This is a genomic window from Rhodanobacter sp. Soil_C_14, from assembly GCF_057657335.1.
This window is the reverse complement of sequence record NZ_JBDGIQ010000008.1, coordinates 89,231-112,646: the sequence shown is the minus strand read 5'-3', so window position 1 is coordinate 112,646 and position 23,416 is coordinate 89,231. Positions and strand designations below refer to the sequence as shown.

The following is a 23,416-nucleotide window of genomic DNA, read 5'->3' as shown; positions in this document are numbered from 1 at the left end:
TTGGAAACGTCGTCATTGGGTGGGGCGATTTTCGCACGTCCGCTTCCCCTGGCGCCCACGAGCCGCCTTCGGCGAGCCGGCAGCCGGCGCAGCATGAGGACGAGGTCGCCCTGGCGACTCAGGCGGCGGCGTGCCTACGGCGGCGATCGAGAATGGTGTTGAGGGCGTGGTCCTGTGAATCCCGCGCGGCGCTGTAAGCTTCGGAGAACAGGGTGGAAAAGCGCTGCGCAGCGGCCGCCGGCGGCCTCTCCGCGGCTGCCTGCGTCACCGCATGAGGCGGGGCCGGCGGCGCTTGCGGCGGCTGGTCGCCTCGACCGGCCAGGGATTCGCGGCAGCTGGCATAGCGCCGCCGCAACTGTTCGGCCAGGAACTGCTGGGTACGACCCGGGGTGGGGACTTCGCTACATTCATCCATGGCGACTTCTCGAAAGCGGGCAACGGGGATTGCCGCACAGGCAAAGCAGCATCTGTGCCAGTTCGAGAATTTGTGATGCAATTCACGGTCTACGCGGGAGGTTTTGCGCTAGGCCGCCTGATCCACAAGGAAAATCGAGTGGTAACGATGCCCCCGGGCTGCGCTTCACGCAAGCGGCCACCGGCGCCGCAACGACCATGGGAAGATTCGCAGCGCGTCACGGAGTGACCCAAATGGGTTGGACGAGCGTCGCCGTCACCGCTGCGCGGGTGGCGAAGCGGAGGCGCGTGTTTCCGGCACGCAAACAAAAGCCGCAACGAGTGCGGCTTCTGCGAGGAACTGACAAACATGGTGGCCGGGGACGGAATCGAACCGCCGACACGGGGATTTTCAATCCCCTGCTCTACCAACTGAGCTACCCGGCCGGGAACCTGGCGATCAAGCAGAACCGGCAAGGTCGCTGTTGATGCGTGGAGCCGCGCATTAGACCGAAAGCGCGGCGTTTCGTCAAGACTCGGTGGGCGGCGGGCTGAAGCCGGCGGCCTGGTCGACGTCGCCGCCGAACAGGAATTTCTCCATCTGTTCGCCGAGGTACTTGCGCGATTTCGGATCGAGGGGATTGAGCCGGTACTCGTTGATCAGGGTGGTCTGGTGGGCCAGCCACTGTTGCCAGGCGGGCTTGGAAATCTCGGTGTAGATGCGCTGGCCGAGCGGGCCGGGCCAGGGGGCGAAGTCGAGGCCTTCGGCGTCGATGTGGAGTTTGCTGCAGTGGATGGTGCGGCTCATGGGGTCATTCCTGTTGCGGCCCTCGGGGGCTGGCGGATCAGTTGGTGCGCAAGCTTGCGGCATGCGTTCGGCCGGCGTCGCTGATCTGCAGCAAGAGACTGCGTACCGGCGCGGGCAGGCCAAGCGCATCGAGTTCGTCGACGCCGCACCAGCGCCAGTGCGGATTATCGGCGACGCCGCGTGCGGCTGTCGCGCGATCGAACAGCAGCGGCTCGATCGCCAGCCGATAGTGGCTGAAGACGTGGGTGAACGGGGCGAGCGCCTGCGCGTCATCGATGTGCGCGTGTTGCCGCGCCACTCGCCAGGCTTCGTTCGGGTCGCTCGCCTCGGGCAGGCTCCACAGGCCCGACCACACGCCTTGCGGGCCCCGTCGTTCCAGCAACACGCGATGGCTTGCGTCGCGCAGGATCAGCATCACGGTGGCGCGGGTCGGGATCGATCGGGCCGGCTTGCGGCCAGGCAGGGCGGCGGTGAGGTCGTCGCGGTGCGCGATGCAATCCGTGACCAGCGGGCAGGCATCGCAGCGCGGGCGCGCACGGGTGCAGACCGTCGCGCCGAGATCCATGATCGCCTGGGTGTAGTCGGCGACGCGGGTGCCCGGGGTGTGTGCTTCGGCGTGTTGCCACAGCTGCTTTTCCACCGCGCTTTCGCCGGGGTGGCCGTGGATGCCGTGGTAGCGCGCCAGCACGCGCTTGACGTTGCCGTCGAGGATGGGAAAGCGCAGGCCGTGCGCCTGCGCCAGGATCGCCCCGGCGGTGGAGCGGCCGATGCCGGGCAGCGCGTTCAATGCGTCGAAGTCGCGCGGCAGTTCGCCGCCGTGCCGTTCGACGCAGAGCTGCGCAGCGCGGTGCAGGAAGCGCGCGCGGCGGTAGTAGCCGAGTCCCGACCACAGCGCCAGCACGGTGTCTTCGTGGGCGGCAGCCAGCGCTTCCAGCGTGGGCAGCACGCCGACGAAACGATCGAAGTAACCGACCACGGTGGCGACCTGGGTCTGCTGCAGCATCACTTCGGACAACCACACGCGGTAGGCGTCGCGTTGGCCGTTGTCGAGCGCCTGCTGCCACGGCAGGTCCTTGCGGCCGTGCCGGTCGAACCAGCGCAGCAACCGGTTCGCGAATGAAGCGGTCATGGTTTCTTGCTGGCTGCCGGTTTCTTGCCGGCCGCCGGTTTCGAGGCGGGTGCCGCCACCGTGCCGGCCGCTGCAGGTGCATCGATGCCGGCCTGGACGGTGAGGCCTTCGATGCTGATGCCGGCTATCTCCAGGCTGGCGATTTCGGCGTGGCCGCTGCCCGGCGGCACGCTCAATTGCGGCCCCCGGGGATCGCCAAGCCCGTTCCACCAGCGCGCCAACGCCAGCGGCGGCAGCTTCAGATCCGCATGATTGGCAGGGCCGTCCAGCTTCAGCGCCAGCAGCAGCGGGTTGCTCTGGTCGGCGGGCGTCAGTCGCAGCGAGATGTCGTACTGGCCGGCGTTGGCCTGCTCGAGCTTGCCGCTCAGGCTGGCCTCGGCATCGGCGGCGCCATGCCAGTACGCATTGCCGGTGAGGGCGAGCTTCACCGTGCTGCCCTGGGTCAGGTGCAAGGTGATGTCCTGCAGTTGCAGCGCATTGCCTTCGATGCGCGGGGTCGCCGACAGGCGCAGTTGCACCGGCGTGCCCGCCGCCGTGACGGCCGAAAGCGCCAGCGGAAATGGCTGGCCGGTCACCAGGCTGCCCGCCTGCAGCGAGACGCTGCCCAGCAGTACTTCATTGCCGCGCACCACGCTGCCGTGGCTGATGCTGACGCCGGTATCGATGCGCGGGATGTTGGGTGGCGCGCCTTCGGGTTTGGCGGGCAGCGCGGCCAGCCAGTCCTGCAGCGCATCCAGATCGACCCGTGGCGAATCGATCTCCAGCTGCGAAATCACCGTGGGGCCGCCGAACAGGGTGTGCCATGGCAGGGCAAGCTGGCCGTGTGCGGCCAGCAGGATCGGCGCGGTGGCGCCGGCCGCATTCAGGGTGATGCCATCGAGCTGCAGGGCCGGGCGCGGAAACAGGGTGGGGCTGGCGGGGCTGGCCAGGCTCAGTTCCAGTCCGGCCGCGCGCGCCTGGGTCTGCAGCATCCGGGTGAAGCGTTCCGGTTGCAGCAACAGGTAGACGGCGATCACCGCGGCCAGCACCAGTGCCAGCGCCAAGCCGCCAAGCACCAGCAGGGTCAATCGCAGTCGGCGCGACATCCGCTCAGCCCCGTCGTCGCGGTTCAGTCATGCGTCGGCACCTCGCCGAGGCTGGCCGGAAGCAGGCCATCGACGAAGGCCTCCGCGTCGAAACTGCGCAGGTCGGTGGCGGTTTCACCCAGGCCCACGTAGCGGATCGGCAGGCCGAACTCGCGCGCCAGGGCGAATACCACGCCGCCCTTGGCGGTGCCGTCGAGCTTGGTCACGACCAGGCCGGTGACGCCGACGATCTGGCGGAACTGGCGCACCTGGTTGACGGCGTTCTGTCCGGTGGTGCCGTCGATCACCATCAGCACCTCGTGCGGCGCATCGGCATCGAGCTTCTTCAGCACGCGGGCGATCTTGCCCAGTTCATCCATCAGGCCGCCCTGGGTGTGCAGGCGGCCGGCGGTGTCGGCGACCAGCACGTCGGCGCCGCGCGAACGCGCCGCCTGCAAGGCATCGAAGATCACGCTGGCCGAATCGGCATCCTGGCCCTGCGAGATCACCGGCACCTGGTTGCGCTCGCCCCAGGTCTTCAGCTGCTCGACCGCGGCGGCGCGGAAGGTGTCGCCGGCGGCCAGCATCACCGCGCGACCCTCGTCGCGCCAGCGGCGGGCCAGCTTGCCGATGGTGGTGGTCTTGCCGGCGCCGTTGATGCCCACCACCAGCACCACGAACGGTTTGCGATGCGCCACGTCCAGCGGCTGCTCGACCGGCTTGAGCAGGGCGACCAGCGACTGGCGCAGGGCGGCCAGCAGCGCGGGGGAGTCGGCGAACTCGCGCTTGTGCATGCGCTTGCGCAGGTTCTCGACCAGGTTGGTGCTGGCCTCGATGCCGACGTCGGCGGTGATCAGGGTGGTTTCCAGCTCGTCCAGCAGGTCGTCGTCGAGCTTCGGATGGCGCACGAACAGCGAACCCAGGCTGCGCGAGAACACGCTGCCGGCCAGGCGTTCGCGCCAGCTGCGCCTGGCCGGTGCGGCGGCGGGCTCATCGGCGGCGGGTGCCGGGACCTGGAAATGTTCGTGGTCGGTGGCGTTGTCGGCGGGCGAGGGTGTCTCGACCAGCGCCTCGCGCAGGACGGGGGCGTCGCTGGCCTGCGCGACAGCGTCGACCGGCGTGATGGTGGCCGGCGCTTCCGCGTCCTTGTCGGCGGGCTTTTTCTTCCAGAACTTGAGCATTGCGGGCGTGATTCAAAGACAATGGGCGGCATGCTAACACTCCAACCTGTACTGGCCGCTGAGGGGCGGCGCGCCATCGTGGCAAGCGCATGAACGGGCCACGCAAGGCCGGCCCGGGACGGGTGCGCATCATCGGCGGCAGCCTGCGCAATTCGCGGCTGGAGGTGCCGGACGTGCCGGGGTTGCGACCCACCGCCGAGCGGGTGCGCGAGACCCTGTTCAACTGGCTGGCGCCGGTCATCGAGGGCATGGACTGCCTGGATCTGTGCGCGGGCACCGGCGCGCTGGGGATCGAGGCGCTTTCGCGGGGCGCCGCGTCGGTGCAGTTCGTCGAACGCGATGCCCGCGCGGCACAGGCGCTGCGGGCGAACCTGGTGCGGCTGAAGGCGGACCAGGCTCGGGTGAACGTCACCGACGCCGGCAGCTTCCTGCAGCAGGCCGGCCGGGCCCACGACCTGGTGTTCCTCGACCCGCCGTTCACGCTGGACCTGTGGGCGGCGCTGGCCGGGCAACTGGAACGGGGTGGCTGGCTGGCCGCGCGGGCGTGGATCTACGTGGAATCGCCCCGTGCCGTGGTGCCCGACCTGCCGCCGACCTGGCAACTGCACCGCGAAGGCCATGCTGGCGAGGTGCGTTTTGCGCTCTATCGGCGTGCGCTTCCGTTAAGCTAGTGCTCACAACCACTGCCACTTTCCCTCTCGTGAGCAAATCCATCGGCAATCCTCGCCTGGCCGTGTATCCGGGCACCTTCGATCCGATCACCAACGGTCATACCGATCTGGTGGCCCGTGCCGCGGCGCTGTTCGATCGCGTGGTGGTCGCGGTGGCCGACAGCTCCAGCAAGGGGCCGGCCTTCAGCATCGGCGAACGGATCACCCTGGCGCGGATGGCGCTGGCCGACCTGCCCAACGTGGAAGTGCGCGGGTTCGATTGCCTGCTAGCCACCTTCGTGGAGCAGATTGGCGCCGGCGTGATCATCCGCGGCCTGCGCGCGGTGTCGGATTTCGAATACGAATTCCAGCTGGCCAGCATGAACCGGCACCTGATTCCCCAGGCCGAGACGTTGTTCCTGACGCCGGCCGAGCAATACAGTTTCATTTCCTCCTCGCTGGTACGCGAAATCGGCCGCCTCGGCGGGGACATTTCCGGTTTCGTGCATCCGGCGGTACAACAGGCCATGCGGCAGCGCTGGCAGAAGAGCCGCGCCGGCTCCAACAAGCAACCCGAAACAGAAGGTGATAACCATGCGTAAGTTCGCTCTCATTGCTGCCCTCGCGCTGACCGCCAGCCTGGCCCTGAGCGCCTGCGGCAAGCACGAAGAAGCCCAGCAGGCCGACCAGCAGTCCAGCCAGCAGGCAACCAAGCCGACCGATCCGAACGACACCAAGGCGTGGAATGCCTACCTCGGCCAGATCGTGCAGAACAACATGCAGGGCATGAAGGCCGATCGTCCGTACCCGTATCTGGTCCCGGCCGGTGATACGGAAGACGACGTCGCCCGTCGTGGCCGCCAGCTGTCGAACGTGCAGGACACCGTCGCTCGCGGCGTGCTGCCGGGCAACATGCTGGTGTTCGCCGGCCCGGATTCGGCCAAGACCGCCGACCTGGTGATCGCGGCATTCAAGGATGCCAAGCCCGGTTCGTTCAAGGACGTGATCGTGCTGTTCATCGGTGACACCGCCGACCAGCAGCGCGTCGACGACGTGCTGAAGCCGACCGGCGCCACGGTCCGTTTCGTCGCGATGTAAGCACGACCGCCGCGCCGGTTTCCGGCGCGGCGGGATGAACCGTCGCCCCGCGACCTGCGCGGGCGCCGGGTGACTGCCCGTCGTGATTGCACCGGCGGCCCGGACGCTTTCCACGGCGTCGCAACCCGGCCTGTAATATCCAGCCATGTCCCTGAAAATTCTCGACACCTGCGTCAATTGCGACGTCTGCGAGCCGGCTTGCCCGAACAAGGCGATCTCGCTGGGCGAAGAGTTCTACGTGATCGATCCGGCGCTGTGCACCGAGTGCGTGGGCCATCACGATGAACCGCAATGCGTGGTGGTGTGTCCGGTCGAATGCATCATCAGCGACCCGGATCACGTCGAATCACCGCAGCAACTCGAACTGAAGTACCGGCACCTGATGGCCAGGGAGTCCGCGGCATGAGCCTGTCGATGAACTGGCGGGCGGCGGCGCTGGGCCTGCTGCTGGTCGCTGGCGGCGCGCTCGCTGCCGACGGCGCACCGGCAAAGGCCGCGAGCGGCCACGCCTCGACCCGGGCCCCGGGACACGCGGCGATCGCCAGCGCGAATTTCCACGCCACCGAGGCGGGCCTCGAAGTGCTGGCCATGGGCGGCAATGCGTTCGACGCCGCCGTGGCGGTGGCGGCCACGCTGTCGATCGTGGAACCGGAAAGCTCCGGCATCGGCGGCGGCTTCATGGCGGTGCTGCACCGGGCCAGCGATGGCCACAACGTTTTCATCGACGCGCGCGAAACCGCGCCGGCGGCGGTGGATGCGCAGGACTACCTCAACCCCGACGGCAGCCCCAATCGCGACACCGCGCTGAAGGGGCCGCTGTCGGCCGGCATCCCGGGCGAGCCGGCCGGACTGGTGCTGATCGCGAAGCGTTATGGACGGCTGCCGCTGAAGCAGTCGCTGGCGCCGGCCATCCGCATCGCGCGCGAGGGTTTCGAGCCGGACGAGCGCCTGCGCGAAGCCATCGCCGGCATGCAGAAGGACCTGCAGCGCTGGCCCGCGTCGGCCGCGAAATACCTGCCGGGCGGCAAGCCGCCTGCAGCGGGCGCGATCTGGAAGGACCCGGACCAGGCGCGCACGCTGGAGCTGATCGCCAGCCACGGCGACCAGGGTTTCTATCACGGCGAGACGGCGCAGAAACTGGTCGCCGCGGTGCGCGCGGCCGGCGGCAACTGGACGCTGGCGGACCTGGCCAGCTACCGGGCGAAGGAGCGCACGCCGATCACGGTCGACTACCGCGGCTACCGGATCGTCACCGCGCCGCCGCCCTCGTCCGGTGGCGTGGCGATCGCCGAGATCCTCAACATCCTGTCCGGTTACGATCTGACGAAAATGGATGCCGCCACGCGCACGCACTACATCATCGAGGCGATGCGCCGTGCGTTCCGCGACCACAACGATTACCTGGGCGACCCGGATTTCGTGAAGATGCCGCTGGACATGCTGCTGTCGCCGTTCTACGCCGACGGCCTGCGCCAGAGCATCCTGCCGGACAGGGCCACGCCATCGTCGATGCTGCCACGCGCCGAGGCGGCCGAGCCGGGCATGCACACCACCCATTTCTCGATCATCGACGCCGACGGCAACATGGCGGCGGTGACCTCCACGGTGAACTACACGATGGGTTCGAGCTTCGTCGCCGAAGGCACCGGCGTGCTGCTCAACGACGAGATGGACGACTTCGCGCTGGTGCCGAACAAGCCGAACGTCTACGGCCTGCTGGGCAGCAAGGCGAATGCGCCGGTCGGTGGCAAGCGCATGCTGTCGTCGATGTCGCCCAGCATCGTGATCGGCGCCGACCGCACCGCGGTGATCGGCTCGCCGGGCGGCTCGACCATCATCACCCAGGTGCTCGAGGGCATCCTGCACTTCATCGACGGCGAGAGCGCACGGCAGATCGCCGCGCACAAGCGCTTCCATCACCAGTACCTGCCGGACGTGGTGAATGTCGAGGCGGGCGTGTTCGATGCCGCGACCAGCGATGCGCTGACGAAGATGGGCTACACGCTGAAGCCCCGCGAATCCTGGGGTTTCATGAACGTGGTGACCTGGGACCGCAAGGCCAACCAGCTCGACGCCGCCAGCGATCCGCGCCGGCCGTCGGGGCTGGGCAAGGTGCAGTGAAACGACATGCAGCGCTGCCGGATTCGCTACTTTCCCCGAATGCTGCATGATGCGGTCATGGCGGCGGGCATTTTGCCGCCGGGCACGATCGGAGCAGGTTGATGGATTTGCGCAAGGGGATTTCGCTGCGTGCGCTGGCGTTGAACGTCGTCGGCGCGCTGCTGGTGTTCGCGGGCATCGGACTGATGGCGACCACGGCGCGTGGCCTGCAGGATTACCGGGTCGCCGCCAGCGCACATGGCGGCGAGGTGATCGACCTGGGCGAGAACGCGCGGCCGGAAGCCGGCCAGCACGGCACCATGGCCCGCCTGGTCGGCACGCCGCGGGTGGTCGAGGCGCCGCATGATCCGGACTTCAACCTGCGGGTGAGCACGCCGGTGCTGGTGCGTCACGTGGAGATGTTCCAGTGGCGCGAGATCCGGGTGGGCGACAGCGTGCACTACGAGCTGGACTGGGTCGATCACCTGCTCGACGCCGGTCACTTCGTCGAGCCGAAGGGGCACGCGAATCCGGTCGGCTTCCCGATCGATGGCAAGCAGTTCGATGCGGGGCTGGTGCAACTGGGCGGATTCAAGCTGGACCCGGTGCTGCTGCATGCGATGCCCGGCATCGTCCAGGTGACACCCGACGCCACCGTGCTGCCGGAAAATCTCGCGGCCAGCTTCTCGCGGTACCAGAACTACCTGGTCACCAGCGCGCACCCCGGCGATCCGCGGCTTGGCGATGTGCGGGTGAGCTGGAACGAGGTGCCGCTGCAGCAGCTGACCGTGGTCGGGCGCATCGATGGCGACCGGCTGGAGGCGGCCGCCGACGCGGCCGACGGCAAGGGGTACGTGGTGCAGCTGGGCGACGTGCCGGTGCTGGACATCTTTCCAGACCTGCCGGTGCCGCCAGAGTTCATCTGGACTTGGCGGATCCTTTCCGTGCTGCTGGCGTCGCTGGGTGCATTCGCGCTGTTGTCGGCCCATCGCGAGCAGCGCGATCCGCTGCTGGCGCTGAGCCTGGGCGTGCTGGTGGTCGGCGTGGTGGCCGCCGTGCTCTGGCTGGGCGATACGCAGGCGATGGGCGGCTGGCTGGCGGTGTCGCTGGTGGGCCTGGGCGTTGCGGTCTGGCGTTTGCGCGGGCCGCTGTTGGGGTCGGGGCGCGACTGAAGGTTGCCGCTCAGGCGCCGGCGGCCCCGGGCCGCCCGCCGTGTTCGATGAACCACAGCCCCGCGAACAGCTTGGGATCGATGGAATAGCCTTCCGCGGCGCGGGCAAACAGCCACGCGCCAGCTTCGCTGCGCGGTACCTCGTGCACCACGATGTTCTCGCTTTCGTCGCCGCCACCGGGGCCGACCCTGTGCAGATCCCAGGCGCGGGCGAACGCGATCATCTCGGTGCTCATGCCCGAGGACGACGGCCCCTGGTGGATGAATTCCACGCGTTCGCAGCGATAGCCGGTTTCTTCCTCCAGCTCGCGCTGCGCTGCCAGCAGGATGTCCTCGTCGTCCTGGCCGGGCAGGTCGCCGACCAGGCCCGCCGGCATCTCGATGGTGTTCTGCAGGATCGACACGCGGTACTGCTCGACGAACAGCACCTTGTCATCGGGCGTCACGGCCAGGATGATCACCGCGCCGCCGGGATTGTTGCGCTCGGCATACTCCCAGCGGCCGCGCTTGCGCAGGCTCAGCCAGCGTCCCTCGTAGAGGGTTTCCACCGGCGCGCTGGCGTCGGCGGGGATGCGGTCGGTGGAGTGGGTCATCAGTCGCGGCGCCATGCTGGAAGCTTGCGTCATGTTGGCGGTTCGGCGCCGGATCGACAACAGCCTGCCGGTTCGCGACCGATCGCTACAGCCAGCGTGCGCGTTTCAGCCCCACGTAGATGCCGCCCACGATGCAGCCCATCAGCACGATCATCGCCGGGTACGCCCACGGGCGGCTGAGTTCGGGCATGTGGGTGAAGTTCATGCCGTACCAGCTGGTGAGCAAGGTGGGTGCGGCCAGCATCGCAGCCCAGCCGGCGAGTTTCTTCATCACCTCGTTCTGGCGCAGGCTGACCAGCGACAGGTTGACGTTGATCGCCGCGGTGAGCATTTCGCGCATCGCGCTGATCGCCTCGTTGACGCGGAAGGCGTGGTCGTAGACGTCGCGGAAATAGGCGCGCAGTTCCTCGGGGATCAGGTTCGGATACAGCCGGATCAGCTGTTGCACGATGTCCTGCAGCGGCGCCACTGCCAGCCGCAGCGTCATCAGGTCGCGCTGCATGTCGTACAGCCGGCGGATCGTGCTGCTCTTGAAGGTCTCGCCGAAGATGTCGTGCTCCAGTTGCTGCACCTCTTCGCGGAAGTCGCGCACGATCGGCAGCAGGTTGTCGACGATGAAGTCGAGCACGCCGTAGAGTCCGTAGCTGGGGCCGTTGGCCAGCAGCTCGGGGGTGTGTTCGCAGGTGCGTCGGGCCGGCGCATACGACAGCGAGGCGCCGTGGCGCACGGTGACGAGGTAACGCGGGCCGAAGAAGATGTGCGTTTCGCCGAACGCCAGCTGGCCATCGATCAGCTGGGCGGTCTGCACCACCAGGAACAGCGAGTCGCCATAGGCCTCGATCTTGGTGCGCTGGTGCGCGGCATGGGCGTCTTCGATGGCCAGGTCGTGCAGGCCGAACTCGTCCTGGATCTTCAGCAGCAGGGCTTCGTCCGGTTCGTGCAGGCCGACCCAGACGAAGGTGTCCGGTTCGGCCAGTACATCGCTGATCGCATCCAGCGTGATGTCGCCGATGCGGCTGCCGTCCTGGCGATAGGCGATGCAGTTCACCACCATGGGCTGGTCGGTGCGCGCCACGGAGTCTGCTGGAGGCGAAATCGGATTCATGCCGTGCATGATGCCCCCCGACCGCGGGTGGGGCAACGCGGATCAGCGGCGGTGGCGCAGGCTCCAGGCCAGGGCGAGCCAGGCCGGCAGCGCAAACAGCAGCCACGGCTGGTTCTGCTGCACAGTGCCGGGCAGCAGGTGCAGCAGCACCGCGACCATGCAGGCCAGCAGCTGGATCGCGATCACGCCATCGATGAAGCGCGAGGCCGCCAGGCCACGGCGCGCCCGCCACAGCGTCGGCAGCAGCAGGAAGGCCAGCGGATTGAACAGCAGCAGGTTGGCGTTGGCCCAGGCAGAGTGATGGCTGGTCAGCGTCCACAGCGCCAGCAGCACGATGCCGACCAGGCCCGCGGCAACGAGGTAGATCGTGCCGAGCAGGGCGTAGCCGGTGGGCCAGTGGCGACGGCCCAGCACGAGCAGCGCCGCCAGCAACAGCCCGGCCAGCGCCAGGGGCAGGCGCAGGTCGGGCGGTACGGTCGGCGGCACTTCGAGCCGGTTTGCCGAAACCAGTTGCTCGCCGATCACCAGCGGACGCAGGCCGCCGTGGCCGTCGTCCACCTTCACCTCGCGCAGTTGCGACTGCAGCACTTCGGGCAGGAAGCTTTCCCGCCACGCATCGAGCGGCTGGTCGGCATACGGCCCCAGGCCCAGGTCCAGTACCAGCATCAGCCATGGCTGGCCGCTCATCAGGCGATCGGTCTGCTGGCGGTAAGTCATGCCGCCGGCGCGCGATTTCATCTGCGTGGCCACGATGCCGCCCAGCGCCTGGTTCAGCGCATCGCGCACGCGGGTGGTGCAGTTGTCCGCGTAGTAGTCGTAGTTGTAGCCCGCGTTCTCCGGGCGCAGGTTCCACAACAGGAAGTCGCGCAGCGCAGCGGCCTGGTTCGCGTCGAGCGCCAGCGGCTGGCGAGTGATCGAGCGGCCGGCCTCGACGTAATAGCTTTCGTCCAGGCTGGTCGGCGCCGCATCCATCAGGTAGTGCATGCGGCCGCGGGCGAAGTTGACGAAGAAGTTGGCCTCGTTGAAGTCGAATACGCCGTAGTTGAAGCTGACCGCTTCGCCGGAGACCGTGTCGCGCACCTCGATGGCATCGTGGCCGAAGCGCTCCCAGTAGGTTTCACCCGGGCCATAGGTGATCAGCGACACTTCGAGGTTCGCTCCCGGCGCGTTGGCCACGCTGGCGTGCGCCGGCGCGATGGCCAGCCACAGGGCGAGGAGCAGGAACGCGAGACCGGTTTGTCGCATGGGTTCAACCTTGTCGTGGTGCTGCGGGAGCGGCGGGCCCGGTGATCCGGCCCCGCGCAGAGGGCGTGATGGAGTCTACTGGCGCACCACGCGGAAGCCCTGCACCCGTCGATCGTCGGCCTCGGTAACGTGGAACAGGTAGTCGCCGATGCTGACTTCCTCGCCGACCTCGGGCAGGTGGCCGAACTCGGAGGTGACCATGCCGCCCACGGTGTCGTACTCCTCGTCGGAGAAGTCGGCGCCGGTCTGTTCGTTGAAATCCTCGATCGGCGTCAAGGCGCTGACCAGCCAGTCGCCGCCGGGCTGCTCGTGCATCAGCTCCGGTTCTTCCTCGTCGTCGTGTTCGTCGTCGATCTCGCCGACGATCTGCTCGAGCACATCCTCGATGGTGACCAGGCCGGCGACGCCGCCGTATTCGTTGACCACCAGCGCCATGTGGTTGCGGCTCAGGCGGAATTCTTCCAGCAACACGTTCAGTCGCATCGATTCGGGGATCAGCACGGCCGGGCGCAGGATCGCGCGGATGTCGAAGTGTTCGGCGGCGCCGAAATACTTCAATAGGTCCTTGGCCAGCAGGATGCCGAGGATTTCGTCCTTGTCCTCGCCGTGCACCGGGAAACGCGAGTGGCCGGATTCGACCACGGCGGCGAGGATGTCGGGCAGCGGTGACTCGGCCGCCAGCATCACGATCTGCGCGCGCGGCACCATCACGTCGTCAACGCTGAGTTCGGTGACCTTGATCGCACCCTCGACCATGGTGAGGGTGTTCACGGACAGCAGTCCGTTGGTCTGGGCGGAGCGCAATTCCTCGATCAGTTCGTCGCGGTTGCGTGGCTCGCCGGAAAACATGTGGCCCAGTCGATCCCACCAGGTTCGGTGGGCCGGGCCGCTGGTACTGCCGGGGTCGTCGCTCATCACTCGTTGGGATTCTGCCCGAAAACGGGCGGAAGCCCGATTCTAGCGGAAAAATCGCGATGGTTCAGGGCACTGTTGCTCCTCCCCCTGTGTGCAGGAGGAGGTTGGCGACCGGAGGGAGTCCTTCAGGTGAGGGGGTTGCTGCGAGGGGCGGGGAAGATCAAGAGCGGACCCCACCCCGACCCTCCCCTGCTTTGCAGGGGAGGGAGCAAGCACGTCAGGCGTAGGGGTCGGCGATGCCGAGGCCGGCCAGGATGCGGGTTTCCAGCGCTTCCATCGCCTCGGCTTCGGCGTCCACGAGGTGGTCGTAGCCGAGCAGGTGCAGCACACCGTGGACGGTGAGGTGGGCCCAGTGGTCGCGCGGTGCCTTGCCCTGTTCGGCGGCCTCGCGCAGCACCACCGGGGCGCATATCGCCAGGTCGCCGATCAGCGGCAGGTTCATGCCGGGCGGCAGTTCGGCGGGGAACGACAGCACGTTGGTGGCGTAATCCTTGCCGCGGAAATCGCGATTGAGCGCGCGGCCTTCGTCGGCGTCGACGATGCGGATCGCCAGCTCGACGCTCTTGCGACGTCTGGCGCCACGCAGCGCCGCCTCCACCCAGCGGCGGAAACTGGCCGACGCGGGCAAGCCGGCGCGGGGTACGGCGTAGCCGACGGCGAGGATCACCGGCGCGCTCATTCGCTGCCTTCGTCCTTCTGCTCGAACGACTCGTACGCCCGCACGATCTTCGCCACCAGCGGATGGCGCACCACGTCGCGTGAGGTGAAGAAGGTGAAGCTGATGCCGCTGACGCCACGCAGCACCTCGATCGCCTGGCGCAGGCCGGAGCGAGTCTGGCGCGGCAGGTCGACCTGGGTGACGTCGCCGGTGATCACCGCCACCGTGCCAAAACCGATCCGGGTCAGGAACATCTTCATCTGCTCGACCGTGGTGTTCTGCGCCTCGTCGAGGATCACGTAGGAATCGTTCAAGGTGCGCCCGCGCATGTAGGCCAGCGGCGCGATCTCGATCACGTTGCGCTCGATCAGCTTGGCCACCTTCTCGAAGCCGAGCATCTCGTACAGCGCGTCGTACAGCGGGCGCAGGTAAGGATCGACCTTCTGGCTGAGGTCGCCGGGCAGGAAGCCCAGCTTCTCGCCGGCCTCGACTGCCGGCCGCACCAGGATCAGCCGCTGCACCCGGTTCGCCTCCAGCGCCTCGACCGCGCTGGCCACGGCGAGGTAGGTCTTGCCGGTGCCGGCCGGGCCCACGCCGAAGTTGATGTCGTGGCTGGCGATCGCGTGCAGGTAGCGCGCCTGGTTCGGGCCGCGGCCCTTGATCACGCCACGCTTGACCTTGATCACCACTTCCTGCGCTTCCCCGGCGTCCGCTTCGGCGATCGCGTCGACGCCGGATTCGGCCAGGTGCAGGTTGATCTTCGCGCCGGTCAGTGCCTCGTCCTCGGTGCTGGCATACAGCGCACGCAGCACTTTTTCGGTGGCCTTGGCCGGGTCGTCCGCGCCGATCACCTGGAAGATGCTGCCGCGGTGGTTGATCTCCACGCCGAGGCGCAGTTCGATCTGGCGCAGGTGCTCGTCGAACGGCCCGCACAGGTTGGCGAGGCGGGCGTTGTCTTCGGGGTCGAGGGTGAAGTCGCGCTGGTTGAGTTCGCTCATAGGGGCGCGAGAGTAGCGCGCCGCCGACGGAAGGGCCATGGCCGAAAGCCCGCATGACAAGCAATTTGCAAATAATTAATTGATGAATTAATTTACGCACATGACCGCCTCGAACAAGCGCGCAAAAGCGGGTCGCCGTGCCGGCCGACCCAGCGGTGACGATCAGGACCTGCGCCGGCGCCTGCTGGATGCGGCGATCGCGCAGTTCGCGCGCACCGGGATCGCCGCCACCTCGCTGCGGGCGATCGCCACGGAGGCCGGCGTCACCCCGGCGATGCTGCATTACTACTTCGGCGACAAGGCGCGACTGCAGCAGGCGCTGATCGACGAGCGTCTGCTGCCGGCGCTGGCGCCGCTGCGCACGCAACTTGAACATGCCGGGGACGATCCTGCCGCACTGATCGAGGGTTTCGTGCGCGGCATCGGCGAACTGGTCGTGCACCATCCCTGGTTGCCGCCGCTGTGGGTGCGCGAGGTGCTGTGCGAAGGCGGTGCGCTGCGCGAAGTGCTGTTCACCCAGGGCGTGCCGGGCGTGCCGCAGTTGCTGGCGCAACGTTTCGCGGCGGCGCAGGCGGATGGACGGCTGAATGCGGCGCTGGACCCGCGCCTGCTGGTCGTCTCGCTGGTCGGATTGACCCTGTTTCCCGCCGCGGGCGCGCCGATCTGGCGACGCGCGTTCGGCGCCGAAGAGCTGGGAGCCGAGGTCATGCTCAGGCACACACTGGCCTTGCTTGGAAACGGTATCGGCACGGCGGAACCGGGAGAAACTCCATGAAGATTGCGGCCCTGATGTACCGCTCCCTGGCGGCGCTGATGCTCGTCATGACTGCCGGTTGCGCCAAGCAGCCACCGCAGGCGCTGGGCACGCTCGAATTCGACCGCATCACCTTGCCGGCACCGGCTGCCGAACGCATCGTGGCGATCGACGTGCGCGAGGGCGAACAGGTCAAGGCGGGCCGGCCGCTGCTGCAACTGGACCCCGCGCATACCCGCGCCCAGCTCGCTGCCGCCGAAGCCCAACTGCAGCAGCAACGTGAAGTGCTCGCCGAACTCCAGACCGGACCGCGCAGCGAGGACATCGCCAAGGCGCGGGCAAACCTGGCGGCGGCGCAGGCGCAGGCGCGCGAAGCCCGCGCGTACTACAACCGCATGCTTCCGCTGAAGGGCCAGAACTACGTGGCCGCGGCCGATCTGGATCGCGCCCGCGCCGCGGCCGGCAACGCCGACGGCCAGGTGGACGCCTCGCGCGCGGCGCTGGACGAACTGCTGCACGGCACGCGCCCCGAGCAGCTCGCACAGGCGCAGGCCGCGGTGGCCGCGGCGCAGGCGCAAGTCGATGCGCAGCAGGTGTTGCTGGGCAAACTCGCAGTCGTGGCGCCGCGCGCCGGGCGGATCGACAGCCTGCCGTACAAGCTCGGCGACCAGGCGCCGGTGGGTGCGCCGGTGGCGATCCTGCTGGCCGGCGATGCGCCGTATGCGCGCATCTACGTGCCGGTGCAGCAGCGCGCCGGCGTGCACGTCGGCGATGCGATCCGGGTCTTCGTGACCGGCCGCGAGCAACCGTATGCCGGCAAGGTGCGGATGATCCGCAGCGAGCCGGACTTCACTCCCTATTACGCGCTGATCGGCGACGACGCGGCACGGCTGAGCTATCTGGCCGAAGTGACGCTGGGTGCGGATGCGGCTCAGCTCCCCGCCGGTCTGCCGGTGCGCGTCGAATTTCGCGAGTCCAGCAAGTGACCACCGATGCCGACAGCGTGGCGATCCGCGCCCGCGGCCTGACCAGGCGCTTCGGCAAGCTGGTCGCGGTCGATCACGTCGACCTCGAAGTGCCGGCGAAGCGTGTCTATGGCTTCCTGGGCCCGAACGGTTCCGGCAAGTCGACCACGATCCGCATGCTGTGCGGCCTGCTGACGCCGACCGATGGCGAGATCGAGGTGCTCGGCCTGAAGATCCCGGCGCAGGCCGACGAACTGCGCCCGCACATCGGCTACATGACGCAGAAGTTCTCGCTGTTCGAGGACCTCAGCGTGCGCGAGAACCTTGAATTCCTGGCCGCCATCCAGGGCGTGCCGAAGGCGAAGACGAAGGGCCGCATCGACGAACTGATCGAGCAATACCACTTCGGCGATCGGCAGCAGCAGCTCGCCGGCAGCATGAGCGGTGGACAGAAGCAGCGCCTCGCGCTGGCGTGCGCGGTGATCCACGAACCGGAGTTGCTGTTCCTGGACGAGCCGACCAGCGCGGTCGATCCCGAATCGCGCCGCGACTTCTGGGAAAAGTTGTTCGAGCTGGCCGACATCGGTACTACCTTGCTGGTGTCCACACATCTAATGGACGAGGCCGAGCGCTGCCATCGGCTGGCGATCCTCGATCGCGGTGTGCTGGTCGCCGACGGCACGCCGGGCGAACTCAACGCCGAGCTGGATGGACGCACCTTCGTTGTCGACACGGCCGACCCGCGGGCAGCCCAGCGCGCGCTGGTCGACGTGCCGGGCGTGCTCGGCGTGGCCCAGGTCGGCAACACCTTGCGCGTGCTGATTGCCGAAGACGCCGGCGACGCGACGCAGCGCATGGACGAGGCACTGGCGGCCGCCGGGTCGAAGGCCGAGGTGGCGCCGGTGCCACCCAACCTCGAAGACGTGTTCGTCGCCGCGACGCGCAAGGGCGACGGGGCTAAGGAGCGCGCCGCATGAACTGGCGCCGGCTGTGGGCGATCGTGATCAAGGAACTGCGCCAGATGCGCCGCGACCGCGTCACGCTGGCGATGATCGTGGGCATCCCGGTGATCCAGCTGGTGCTGTTCGGCTACGCGATCAACACCAACCTGCGCGGGCTGGCCACCGGCATCGCCGACCAGGCCAACACCGCCGGCTCGCGGGCACTGGTGATGGACATGCTGGCCACCGGCGTGGTCGCGCCGGTCGCGAAAGCGGACACGCCGCAGGAATTGATGGCGATGATCCGGGGTGGAAAGATCAGCATCGGCATCGTGGTGCCGCCGGATTTCGAGCGCCGCCGCATCGACGGCCGCGAGCTGGCGCAGGTGCTGGTCGACGGCAGCGACACGGCGGTGCAGGGCGCCGCCGCGCAACTGGCGCAGGTGCCGATCGACAGTGCCCGGCCCGATATGCGTGCGCCGATGACCAGCACGCCGGCGGGCGGACGGATCAGCGTGGTCGCCTTCTACAACCCGCAGCGCCGTTCGGCGGTCAACATCGTGCCGGGCCTGATCGGCGTGATCCTGACCATGACCATGGTGCTGTTCACCGCCATCGCGATCGTGCGTGAACGCGAGCGCGGCAACATGGAGCTGCTGATCGCCACGCCGCTGACCCGTTCCGAGCTGATGGTCGGCAAGGTGTTGCCTTACGTGGCGATCGGCCTGGTGCAGACCAGCGTGGTGCTGGCGCTGGGCATGTGGCTGTTCAACGTGCCGATCCGCGGCAGCGTGCTCGACGTGTACCTGGCATCGAGCCTGCTGATCCTCGCCAACCTCACCCTGGGCCTGCTGATCTCCACTCGCGCGCAGTCGCAGTTCCAGGCGATGCAGATGATGATCTTCGTGTTCCTGCCGTCGATCCTGCTGTCCGGCTTCATGTTCCCGTTCGCCGGCATGCCTAAGCTGGTGCAGTGGATCGCCGAGCTGCTGCCGCTGACCCATTTCCTGCGGCTGATCCGCGGCGTGATGTTGCGCGGCGCGGGGCTATGGGAGATGTGGGGCGACGTGCTCGCGCTGGCGACGTTCACCCTGGTGATGATGACGCTGGCGATCCTGCGTTTCCGCAAACGGCTGGATTGAGCCGCTTCGTCGCCCGCCGGCTACAGGGTTCGATGCATCACGTAGAGATCGGTGGGGCCGAGCTGCGCGTGACGGAACGCACAGGGCACCTGGCCGACGATGCTGAAGCCGTGGCGCTGCCACAGCCGCACGGCGGTGGTGTTGCTGGCCACCACGGCATTGAACTGCATCGCGCTGAAGCCGGCCCGGCGCGCCTGTTCCAGCGAGTGCTCGCACAAAGCCGACGCCACGCCCTGGCCGCGCGCTTGCGGCGCCACCATGTAGCTGCCGTTGGCCACGTGGTCGCCAGGACCCATCTGGTTGGGCGCCAGCCGGTAACAGCCCAGTGCCTGGCCGTCACGTTCGGCCACGAAGCAGCGTGCCGGCGGCGTGGTCCACATGGAGCGGGCCTGTTCGAGGGTGATGTCGCGCGGATAGGTGTAGGTATCGCCGCCGGCAGCGATCGCCTGGAAGAACGGCCACACGCGCACGAACTCGTCCGCGCCGAGTTCCCGGATCACCAGCTCGCTCATGACGCCAGTGCGGCGACTTCGTCGGCCAGCTTCACCCGCCCGCGCAGCGAATTGCTCATCGCCTCGGTGATCTCCACGTCGACGAACTGGCCGATCAGGCGCGGATGGCCGGGAAAGTTGACGAAGCGCATGTTCTCGGTGCGGCCGGTCAGTTCGCTGGCGTCGCGGGTGCTGGGCTTTTCGACCAGCACGCGTTGCACGCTGCCGACCATCGCCTGGCTGATCGCTTTCGCATTCGCGTTGATCGCGGCCTGCAGACGGGACAGGCGTTCATGCTTTTCACTGGCCGGCGTGTCGTCGGCGAGGTTTGCCGCCGGCGTGCCGGGACGCGAGGAGAAGATGAAGGAGAAGCTCTGGTCGAAGCCGATGTCGTCGATCAGCTTCATGGTCTTCTCGAAATCCTCGGCAGTCTCGCCGGGGAAGCCCACGATGAAATCCGACGACACGCAGATGTCCGGCCGCACCGCGCGCAGCTTGCGGATCTTCTGCTTGAATTCCAGCGCGGTGTAGCCGCGCTTCATCGCGGAAAGGATGCGGTCGGCGCCGGCCTGCACCGGCAGGTGCAGGTAGTTGGCCAGCTGCGGCACGTTGGCGTAGGCCTCGATCAGCGAGTCGGAGAACTCCAGCGGATGCGAGGTGGTGAAGCGGATGCGGCCGATGCCGTCGATCTGGGCGATCGCGTGGATCAGTACCGCCAGGTCGGCGATGCCGCCATCGAAGGTGGCGCCGCGATACGCGTTGACGTTCTGGCCGAGCAGGTTCACTTCGCGCACGCCCTGGGCGGCGAGCTTGGCCACCTCGACGATCACGTCGTCGAATGGACGGCTGAGTTCCTCGCCGCGGGTGTATGGCACCACGCAGTAGCTGCAGTATTTCGAGCAGCCTTCCATGATCGAGACGAAGGCAGTCGGGCCTTCGGCGCGCGGCTCGGGCAGGCGGTCGAACTTCTCGATCTCGGGGAAGCTGATGTCGACCTGCGGCTTGCCGCTGGCGCGTTGCTGTTCGATCAGCTGGGGCAGGCGGTGCAGGGTCTGCGGGCCGAACACCAGGTCGACGTACGGCGCGCGCTTGACGATGGCGTCGCCTTCCTGGCTCGCCACGCAGCCACCGACGCCGATCAGCACCGGCTTGCCGTCCTTCTTGTGCTGCTTCCAGCGGCCGAGCTGGCTGAACACTTTTTCCTGCGCCTTCTCGCGGATCGAGCAGGTGTTGATCAGGATCACGTCCGCCTCGGATTCGTCCTGGGTCAGCTCCATGCCGTGCGACGCCTTCAGCACGTCGGCCATCTTGGCCGAGTCGTACTCGTTCATCTGGCAACCGTGGGTCTTGATGAAGAGTTTTGGAGGCGTCGGGTTGCCGCTCATGACTGGGGATACCGTGGTTCGTGAGGCACGAGGTGCCGTCGTGTTAGCCGTGCAGTTTACCCGCGCGGGCGCCCGCCTGCCAGTAATTCGCCATGCCGGATCAAGCACTTGCGGCTTGTCGGCCGGCAGCCCGGTGCCGCCGTACGCGGTTCCGGTCACGCGTCGGCCAGCGGCCGGAACGCTGCATGGCGCACGAAATCGCCGCCGCGGACTTGGCGCTGGCGACGCATGGCGGCACACTGCGCCCATGTTCGACGTCGCAGGTCATGGGGGAAGCGTCGGTCGACTGCTCCGGGGCTTCCCATTACGCACGATCCTTTGCGGGGTCGCGCTGGCCTGCGGCCTGCTGTGGTGGCCGTCAGCCCGGGCCGGCGTGCTGTATCAATGCACCGGCGCCAACGGCGAGACGGTGTACAGCAGCAGCAAGGTCGGCTATCACGGTTGCCGCGCGATCAGCAGCTACGCTGCGCCCGCGTTCCGGCGCAAGCCGGCACCGCGGCCCCGGGTGTCGCTGACCGGGGTGTCCTCCGCGGTGACGACCTCCGCCCGCAAGCTGGTGGACGGCAGCGTGGAAGCCGCGGCGCTGACCGACGTGCATGGAACGGTCGAAACCAGCGCGACGCCGATCGGCCCCGCGCCGGCCGGCAAGGTGTCCCTGGCTTCCGTGCAGGGCTCGGTGGCCACCGCAGCGACCGCGATCGGAAGCCCCGCCGCAGCCATGCCCGGCCAGTGGAATTATCGCGAGTCACCGGCTCCCGTCGCTGCGCCGAAGGCGACCGGGCAAGCGGCTGACAAGGTGCTGCGCGGTGCGGTCTACCGCATCGTGCGGGCGGATGGCAGCGTGGAATACACCAACCTGCCCCAGGTCGGTGGCACGCGTGGCCGCGCCGTCACCATGCTGTTCACCTATATTGCCACCTGCGCCGCATGCAACCTGCATTCGACGGTGCGCTGGGGCAGCGTGGCGCTCAACCTGACCGCGTACGCGGATACGATTCGCGCCGCCAGCGTGGAATATGGGGTCGACGAAGCGTTCCTGCGGGCGATTATCCATGCGGAGAGCGCGTTCAATCCACGCGCATTGTCCATCGCGGGCGCGCAGGGACTGATGCAGCTGATGCCCGGTACGGCCGGTGACATGGGCGTGCTGGACGCGTTCGACAGCGATCAGAACATCCGCGGCGGCGCACGTTACCTCAGCCTGCTGCTGCGTGACTTCAACGGCGACGAGCGACTGGCCGCCGCGGCCTACAACGCCGGCCCCGGTGCCGTGCAGCGCTACAACGGCGTGCCGCCGTATGCGGAGACCCAGGTCTACGTGGAGCGGGTGGGGACCTTGCGCAAGCGCTACGGCGCGGCGATCCACCAGTCACTGGCTGCGCGGGGACCGAACTCCGCGCCCTGAGCCGGAAGGTTCTCGCCGGATGCCGTCAGTCGCTGGACAGCGCGTTCGTGCCCATCGCGGGTCGTTGCGCCACGGTGGCCTCGACGTGGAACGGGCTGCCGTTGCGCAAGCCCGAGATCTCGACCTCGCTGCCCGGTTTGAGCGCCGCCTCGGAGCGGCGCAGGCTGGCCGGATCGAGGATGTCCTCGCTGCCGATGCGCAGCAGGATGTCGCGCGGCTTGATGCCGGCCACGGCAGCCGGACTGCCCGGATAGACGTTGGTGACCAGGGCGCCGCGGGCTGCCGCCGGCAAGCCGCTGTTGGCCGCGACCGGCACGAAGGCATAGTCGGCGCCGAGCCAGCCGCGCACCACGTGGCCGGTGGCGATGATCTGGTCCAGCACCTTCTTCGCGGTGGTGACCGGTATCGCGAAGCCGATGCCTTCGGCGCCGGCGGCCTTGCCGATCAGCAAGGTGTTGATGCCGACCAGCTGGCCCTCGGCGTTGACCAGGGCGCCGCCGGAATTGCCCAGGTTGATCGCCGCGTCGGTCTGGATGAAATCCTCGGCGCTGGAGCTGTTCAACTGGCGGCCGATCGCACTGACGATGCCCATCGTCACGGTCTGGTTGAGCCCGAGCGGGTTGCCGATCGCCAGCACCACGTCGCCCGGCCGCGGGTCTTCGCTGGCGATCGGGATCACCGGCGGATTGCTGGCGTCGATCTTCAGCACGGCCAGATCGGATTCCTCGTCGGCGCCGACCAGGCGGGCCTGGGCGATGCGGCCGTCATACAGCAGCACCTGGATGTCGGCCGCATGGGCGATCACGTGATTGTTGGTCAGCACGTAACCCTGGGCGTTGACGATCACCCCCGAGCCCAGCGTCTGTTCCCGATGCTGGTAGGTCGTCGGCTGGCCACCGAACAACTGCTGCAGCACCGGGTTGTCGTACATCCGCACGGCCTGCTCGGTGACGATCTTGTTGGCGTAGATGTTGACCACCGAGGGCGCTGCGGCGGCCACCGCGTCGGCGTAGGAGACGGGCCCGTTGCCGACCCGGGGCTGGCTGGTCGCCGGTGCGTGCGCCGGTTCGGTCAGCCCGAAGCGCGCACGCAGCCGTTCGCCGCTGCCCGGCCAGAACAGGCCGACCACGAAGGCCATGGCCAGGCCGAGAATGGCGAAGCGGGCAATGAACAGGAGCGTGCCGGCGGCATGTTTCATGTCGGAGGATGGGTCCCGGCGATCGTG

At 68.0% G+C, this 23,416-nt stretch carries 24 protein-coding genes, 1 tRNA gene and 1 pseudogene; 11 read left to right on the top strand and 15 right to left on the bottom strand.

All coding sequences use genetic code 11. From position 1 onward, the window contains the following. Nucleotides 1-118: 118 nt before the first annotated feature. The 6 genes from AC3A56_RS16610 to ftsY all read right to left on the bottom strand — a co-directional run bounded on the left by AC3A56_RS16610 (nt 119) and on the right by ftsY (nt 4,575). The gene (locus tag AC3A56_RS16610; RefSeq protein ID WP_487771078.1) at nt 119-415 is read right to left on the bottom strand and encodes a hypothetical protein; all 297 of its coding nucleotides are present in this window, start codon (nt 413-415) and stop codon (nt 119-121) included. 349 nt (nt 416-764) lie between these two features. Continuing rightward, nucleotides 765-840 (bottom strand) — tRNA-Phe (locus AC3A56_RS16605). A gap of 82 nt (nt 841-922) precedes the next feature. Continuing rightward, complete coding sequence (locus tag AC3A56_RS16600; protein ID WP_056717333.1) at nt 923-1,201, bottom strand: oxidative damage protection protein; 279 nt, start codon at nt 1,199-1,201, stop codon at nt 923-925. Nucleotides 1,202-1,238: 37 nt separating this feature from the next. Next, nucleotides 1,239-2,330 carry an A/G-specific adenine glycosylase gene (mutY, locus tag AC3A56_RS16595; RefSeq protein ID WP_487771077.1) on the bottom strand — a complete coding sequence of 364 codons (1,092 nt, stop codon included), beginning with the start codon at nt 2,328-2,330 and terminating at the stop codon, nt 1,239-1,241. Further along, entirely contained in the window at nt 2,327-3,415 is a 1,089-nt protein-coding gene (locus tag AC3A56_RS16590) for an AsmA family protein (RefSeq protein ID WP_487771076.1), read from the bottom strand. The genes mutY and AC3A56_RS16590 overlap by 4 nt, the downstream gene beginning before the upstream one ends. A gap of 23 nt (nt 3,416-3,438) precedes the next feature. After that, on the bottom strand, nt 3,439-4,575 hold the full coding sequence (gene ftsY / locus AC3A56_RS16585) for a signal recognition particle-docking protein FtsY (RefSeq protein ID WP_487771075.1): 1,137 nt from the start codon (nt 4,573-4,575) through the stop codon (nt 3,439-3,441). A gap of 89 nt (nt 4,576-4,664) precedes the next feature. On the opposite strand from ftsY, the gene rsmD reads away from it, so the two are divergent. The 6 genes from rsmD to AC3A56_RS16555 all read left to right on the top strand — a co-directional run bounded on the left by rsmD (nt 4,665) and on the right by AC3A56_RS16555 (nt 9,595). Further along, nucleotides 4,665-5,246: a 16S rRNA (guanine(966)-N(2))-methyltransferase RsmD gene (rsmD, locus tag AC3A56_RS16580; RefSeq protein WP_487771074.1), complete on the top strand. Its 582-nt coding sequence runs from the start codon at nt 4,665-4,667 to the stop codon at nt 5,244-5,246. A gap of 29 nt (nt 5,247-5,275) precedes the next feature. Next, nucleotides 5,276-5,827 (top strand): pantetheine-phosphate adenylyltransferase, encoded by a 552-nt coding sequence (gene coaD / locus AC3A56_RS16575; protein WP_007807937.1) that lies wholly within the window; start codon nt 5,276-5,278, stop codon nt 5,825-5,827. Further along, nucleotides 5,820-6,323: a hypothetical protein gene (locus AC3A56_RS16570; protein ID WP_056717328.1), complete on the top strand. Its 504-nt coding sequence runs from the start codon at nt 5,820-5,822 to the stop codon at nt 6,321-6,323. Before coaD ends, AC3A56_RS16570 begins: the two co-directional genes overlap by 8 nt. Nucleotides 6,324-6,468: 145 nt before the next feature. Further along, the gene (locus AC3A56_RS16565) at nt 6,469-6,729 is read left to right on the top strand and encodes a YfhL family 4Fe-4S dicluster ferredoxin (protein ID WP_007807941.1); all 261 of its coding nucleotides are present in this window, start codon (nt 6,469-6,471) and stop codon (nt 6,727-6,729) included. After that, a complete protein-coding gene (ggt, locus tag AC3A56_RS16560) occupies nt 6,726-8,444 on the top strand; it encodes a gamma-glutamyltransferase (protein WP_487771073.1) in 1,719 nt (572 codons plus the stop codon). The genes AC3A56_RS16565 and ggt overlap by 4 nt, the downstream gene beginning before the upstream one ends. 101 nt (nt 8,445-8,545) lie before the next feature. Next, entirely contained in the window at nt 8,546-9,595 is a 1,050-nt protein-coding gene (locus AC3A56_RS16555; RefSeq protein ID WP_056767058.1) for a TMEM43 family protein, read from the top strand. 10 nt (nt 9,596-9,605) lie between these two features. On the opposite strand, the gene AC3A56_RS16550 is transcribed toward AC3A56_RS16555, so the two are convergent. The 6 genes from AC3A56_RS16550 to AC3A56_RS16525 form a co-directional block, all read right to left on the bottom strand. Next, complete coding sequence (locus AC3A56_RS16550; protein WP_487771103.1) at nt 9,606-10,187, bottom strand: NUDIX hydrolase; 582 nt, start codon at nt 10,185-10,187, stop codon at nt 9,606-9,608. Nucleotides 10,188-10,272: 85 nt separating this feature from the next. Continuing rightward, the gene (locus tag AC3A56_RS16545) at nt 10,273-11,301 is read right to left on the bottom strand and encodes a magnesium and cobalt transport protein CorA (protein WP_487771072.1); all 1,029 of its coding nucleotides are present in this window, start codon (nt 11,299-11,301) and stop codon (nt 10,273-10,275) included. 33 nt (nt 11,302-11,334) lie between these two features. Further along, on the bottom strand, nt 11,335-12,537 hold the full coding sequence (locus AC3A56_RS16540; protein WP_487771071.1) for a lipoprotein N-acyltransferase Lnb domain-containing protein: 1,203 nt from the start codon (nt 12,535-12,537) through the stop codon (nt 11,335-11,337). 75 nt (nt 12,538-12,612) lie between these two features. Then, nucleotides 12,613-13,452 (bottom strand): CorC family transporter, encoded by an 840-nt coding sequence (locus AC3A56_RS16535; protein ID WP_056717322.1) that lies wholly within the window; start codon nt 13,450-13,452, stop codon nt 12,613-12,615. 217 nt (nt 13,453-13,669) lie between these two features. Beyond that, nucleotides 13,670-14,131, bottom strand: a complete 462-nt coding sequence (gene ybeY / locus AC3A56_RS16530; protein WP_487771070.1) for an rRNA maturation RNase YbeY — start codon at nt 14,129-14,131, stop codon at nt 13,670-13,672. Next, nucleotides 14,128-15,108, bottom strand: coding sequence for a PhoH family protein (locus AC3A56_RS16525; protein ID WP_487771069.1), 981 nt, complete (start codon nt 15,106-15,108; stop codon nt 14,128-14,130). Before AC3A56_RS16525 ends, ybeY begins: the two co-directional genes overlap by 4 nt. A 100-nt stretch (nt 15,109-15,208) precedes the next feature. Between AC3A56_RS16525 and AC3A56_RS16520 the strand changes: the two genes are divergently transcribed. The 4 genes from AC3A56_RS16520 to AC3A56_RS16505 are packed head-to-tail and all read left to right on the top strand — an operon-like array spanning nt 15,209 to nt 18,910. After that, entirely contained in the window at nt 15,209-15,883 is a 675-nt protein-coding gene (locus AC3A56_RS16520; protein WP_487771068.1) for a TetR/AcrR family transcriptional regulator, read from the top strand. Then, the gene (locus AC3A56_RS16515) at nt 15,880-16,848 is read left to right on the top strand and encodes an HlyD family secretion protein (RefSeq protein ID WP_487771067.1); all 969 of its coding nucleotides are present in this window, start codon (nt 15,880-15,882) and stop codon (nt 16,846-16,848) included. Before AC3A56_RS16520 ends, AC3A56_RS16515 begins: the two co-directional genes overlap by 4 nt. A gap of 23 nt (nt 16,849-16,871) precedes the next feature. Next, nucleotides 16,872-17,804 (top strand): ABC transporter ATP-binding protein, encoded by a 933-nt coding sequence (locus AC3A56_RS16510; protein ID WP_487771102.1) that lies wholly within the window; start codon nt 16,872-16,874, stop codon nt 17,802-17,804. Beyond that, nucleotides 17,801-18,910 (top strand): ABC transporter permease, encoded by a 1,110-nt coding sequence (locus tag AC3A56_RS16505; RefSeq protein ID WP_487771066.1) that lies wholly within the window; start codon nt 17,801-17,803, stop codon nt 18,908-18,910. Before AC3A56_RS16510 ends, AC3A56_RS16505 begins: the two co-directional genes overlap by 4 nt. Nucleotides 18,911-18,930: 20 nt before the next feature. On the opposite strand, the gene AC3A56_RS16500 is transcribed toward AC3A56_RS16505, so the two are convergent. Both AC3A56_RS16500 and miaB read right to left on the bottom strand, forming a co-directional pair. Then, nucleotides 18,931-19,422, bottom strand: a complete 492-nt coding sequence (locus AC3A56_RS16500) for an N-acetyltransferase family protein (RefSeq protein ID WP_487771065.1) — start codon at nt 19,420-19,422, stop codon at nt 18,931-18,933. Continuing rightward, a pseudogene (miaB, locus tag AC3A56_RS16495) lies at nt 19,419-20,762 on the bottom strand (tRNA (N6-isopentenyl adenosine(37)-C2)-methylthiotransferase MiaB); the annotation flags it as partial. The pseudogene miaB and the gene AC3A56_RS16500, both read right to left, overlap by 4 nt. 271 nt (nt 20,763-21,033) lie before the next feature. Here miaB and AC3A56_RS16490 point away from each other — a divergent pair. Continuing rightward, on the top strand, nt 21,034-22,191 hold the full coding sequence (locus tag AC3A56_RS16490; RefSeq protein WP_487771064.1) for a lytic transglycosylase domain-containing protein: 1,158 nt from the start codon (nt 21,034-21,036) through the stop codon (nt 22,189-22,191). 25 nt (nt 22,192-22,216) lie between these two features. On the opposite strand, the gene AC3A56_RS16485 is transcribed toward AC3A56_RS16490, so the two are convergent. Continuing rightward, entirely contained in the window at nt 22,217-23,389 is a 1,173-nt protein-coding gene (locus tag AC3A56_RS16485; RefSeq protein ID WP_056717312.1) for a S1C family serine protease, read from the bottom strand. Nucleotides 23,390-23,416: the final 27 nt, after the last annotated feature.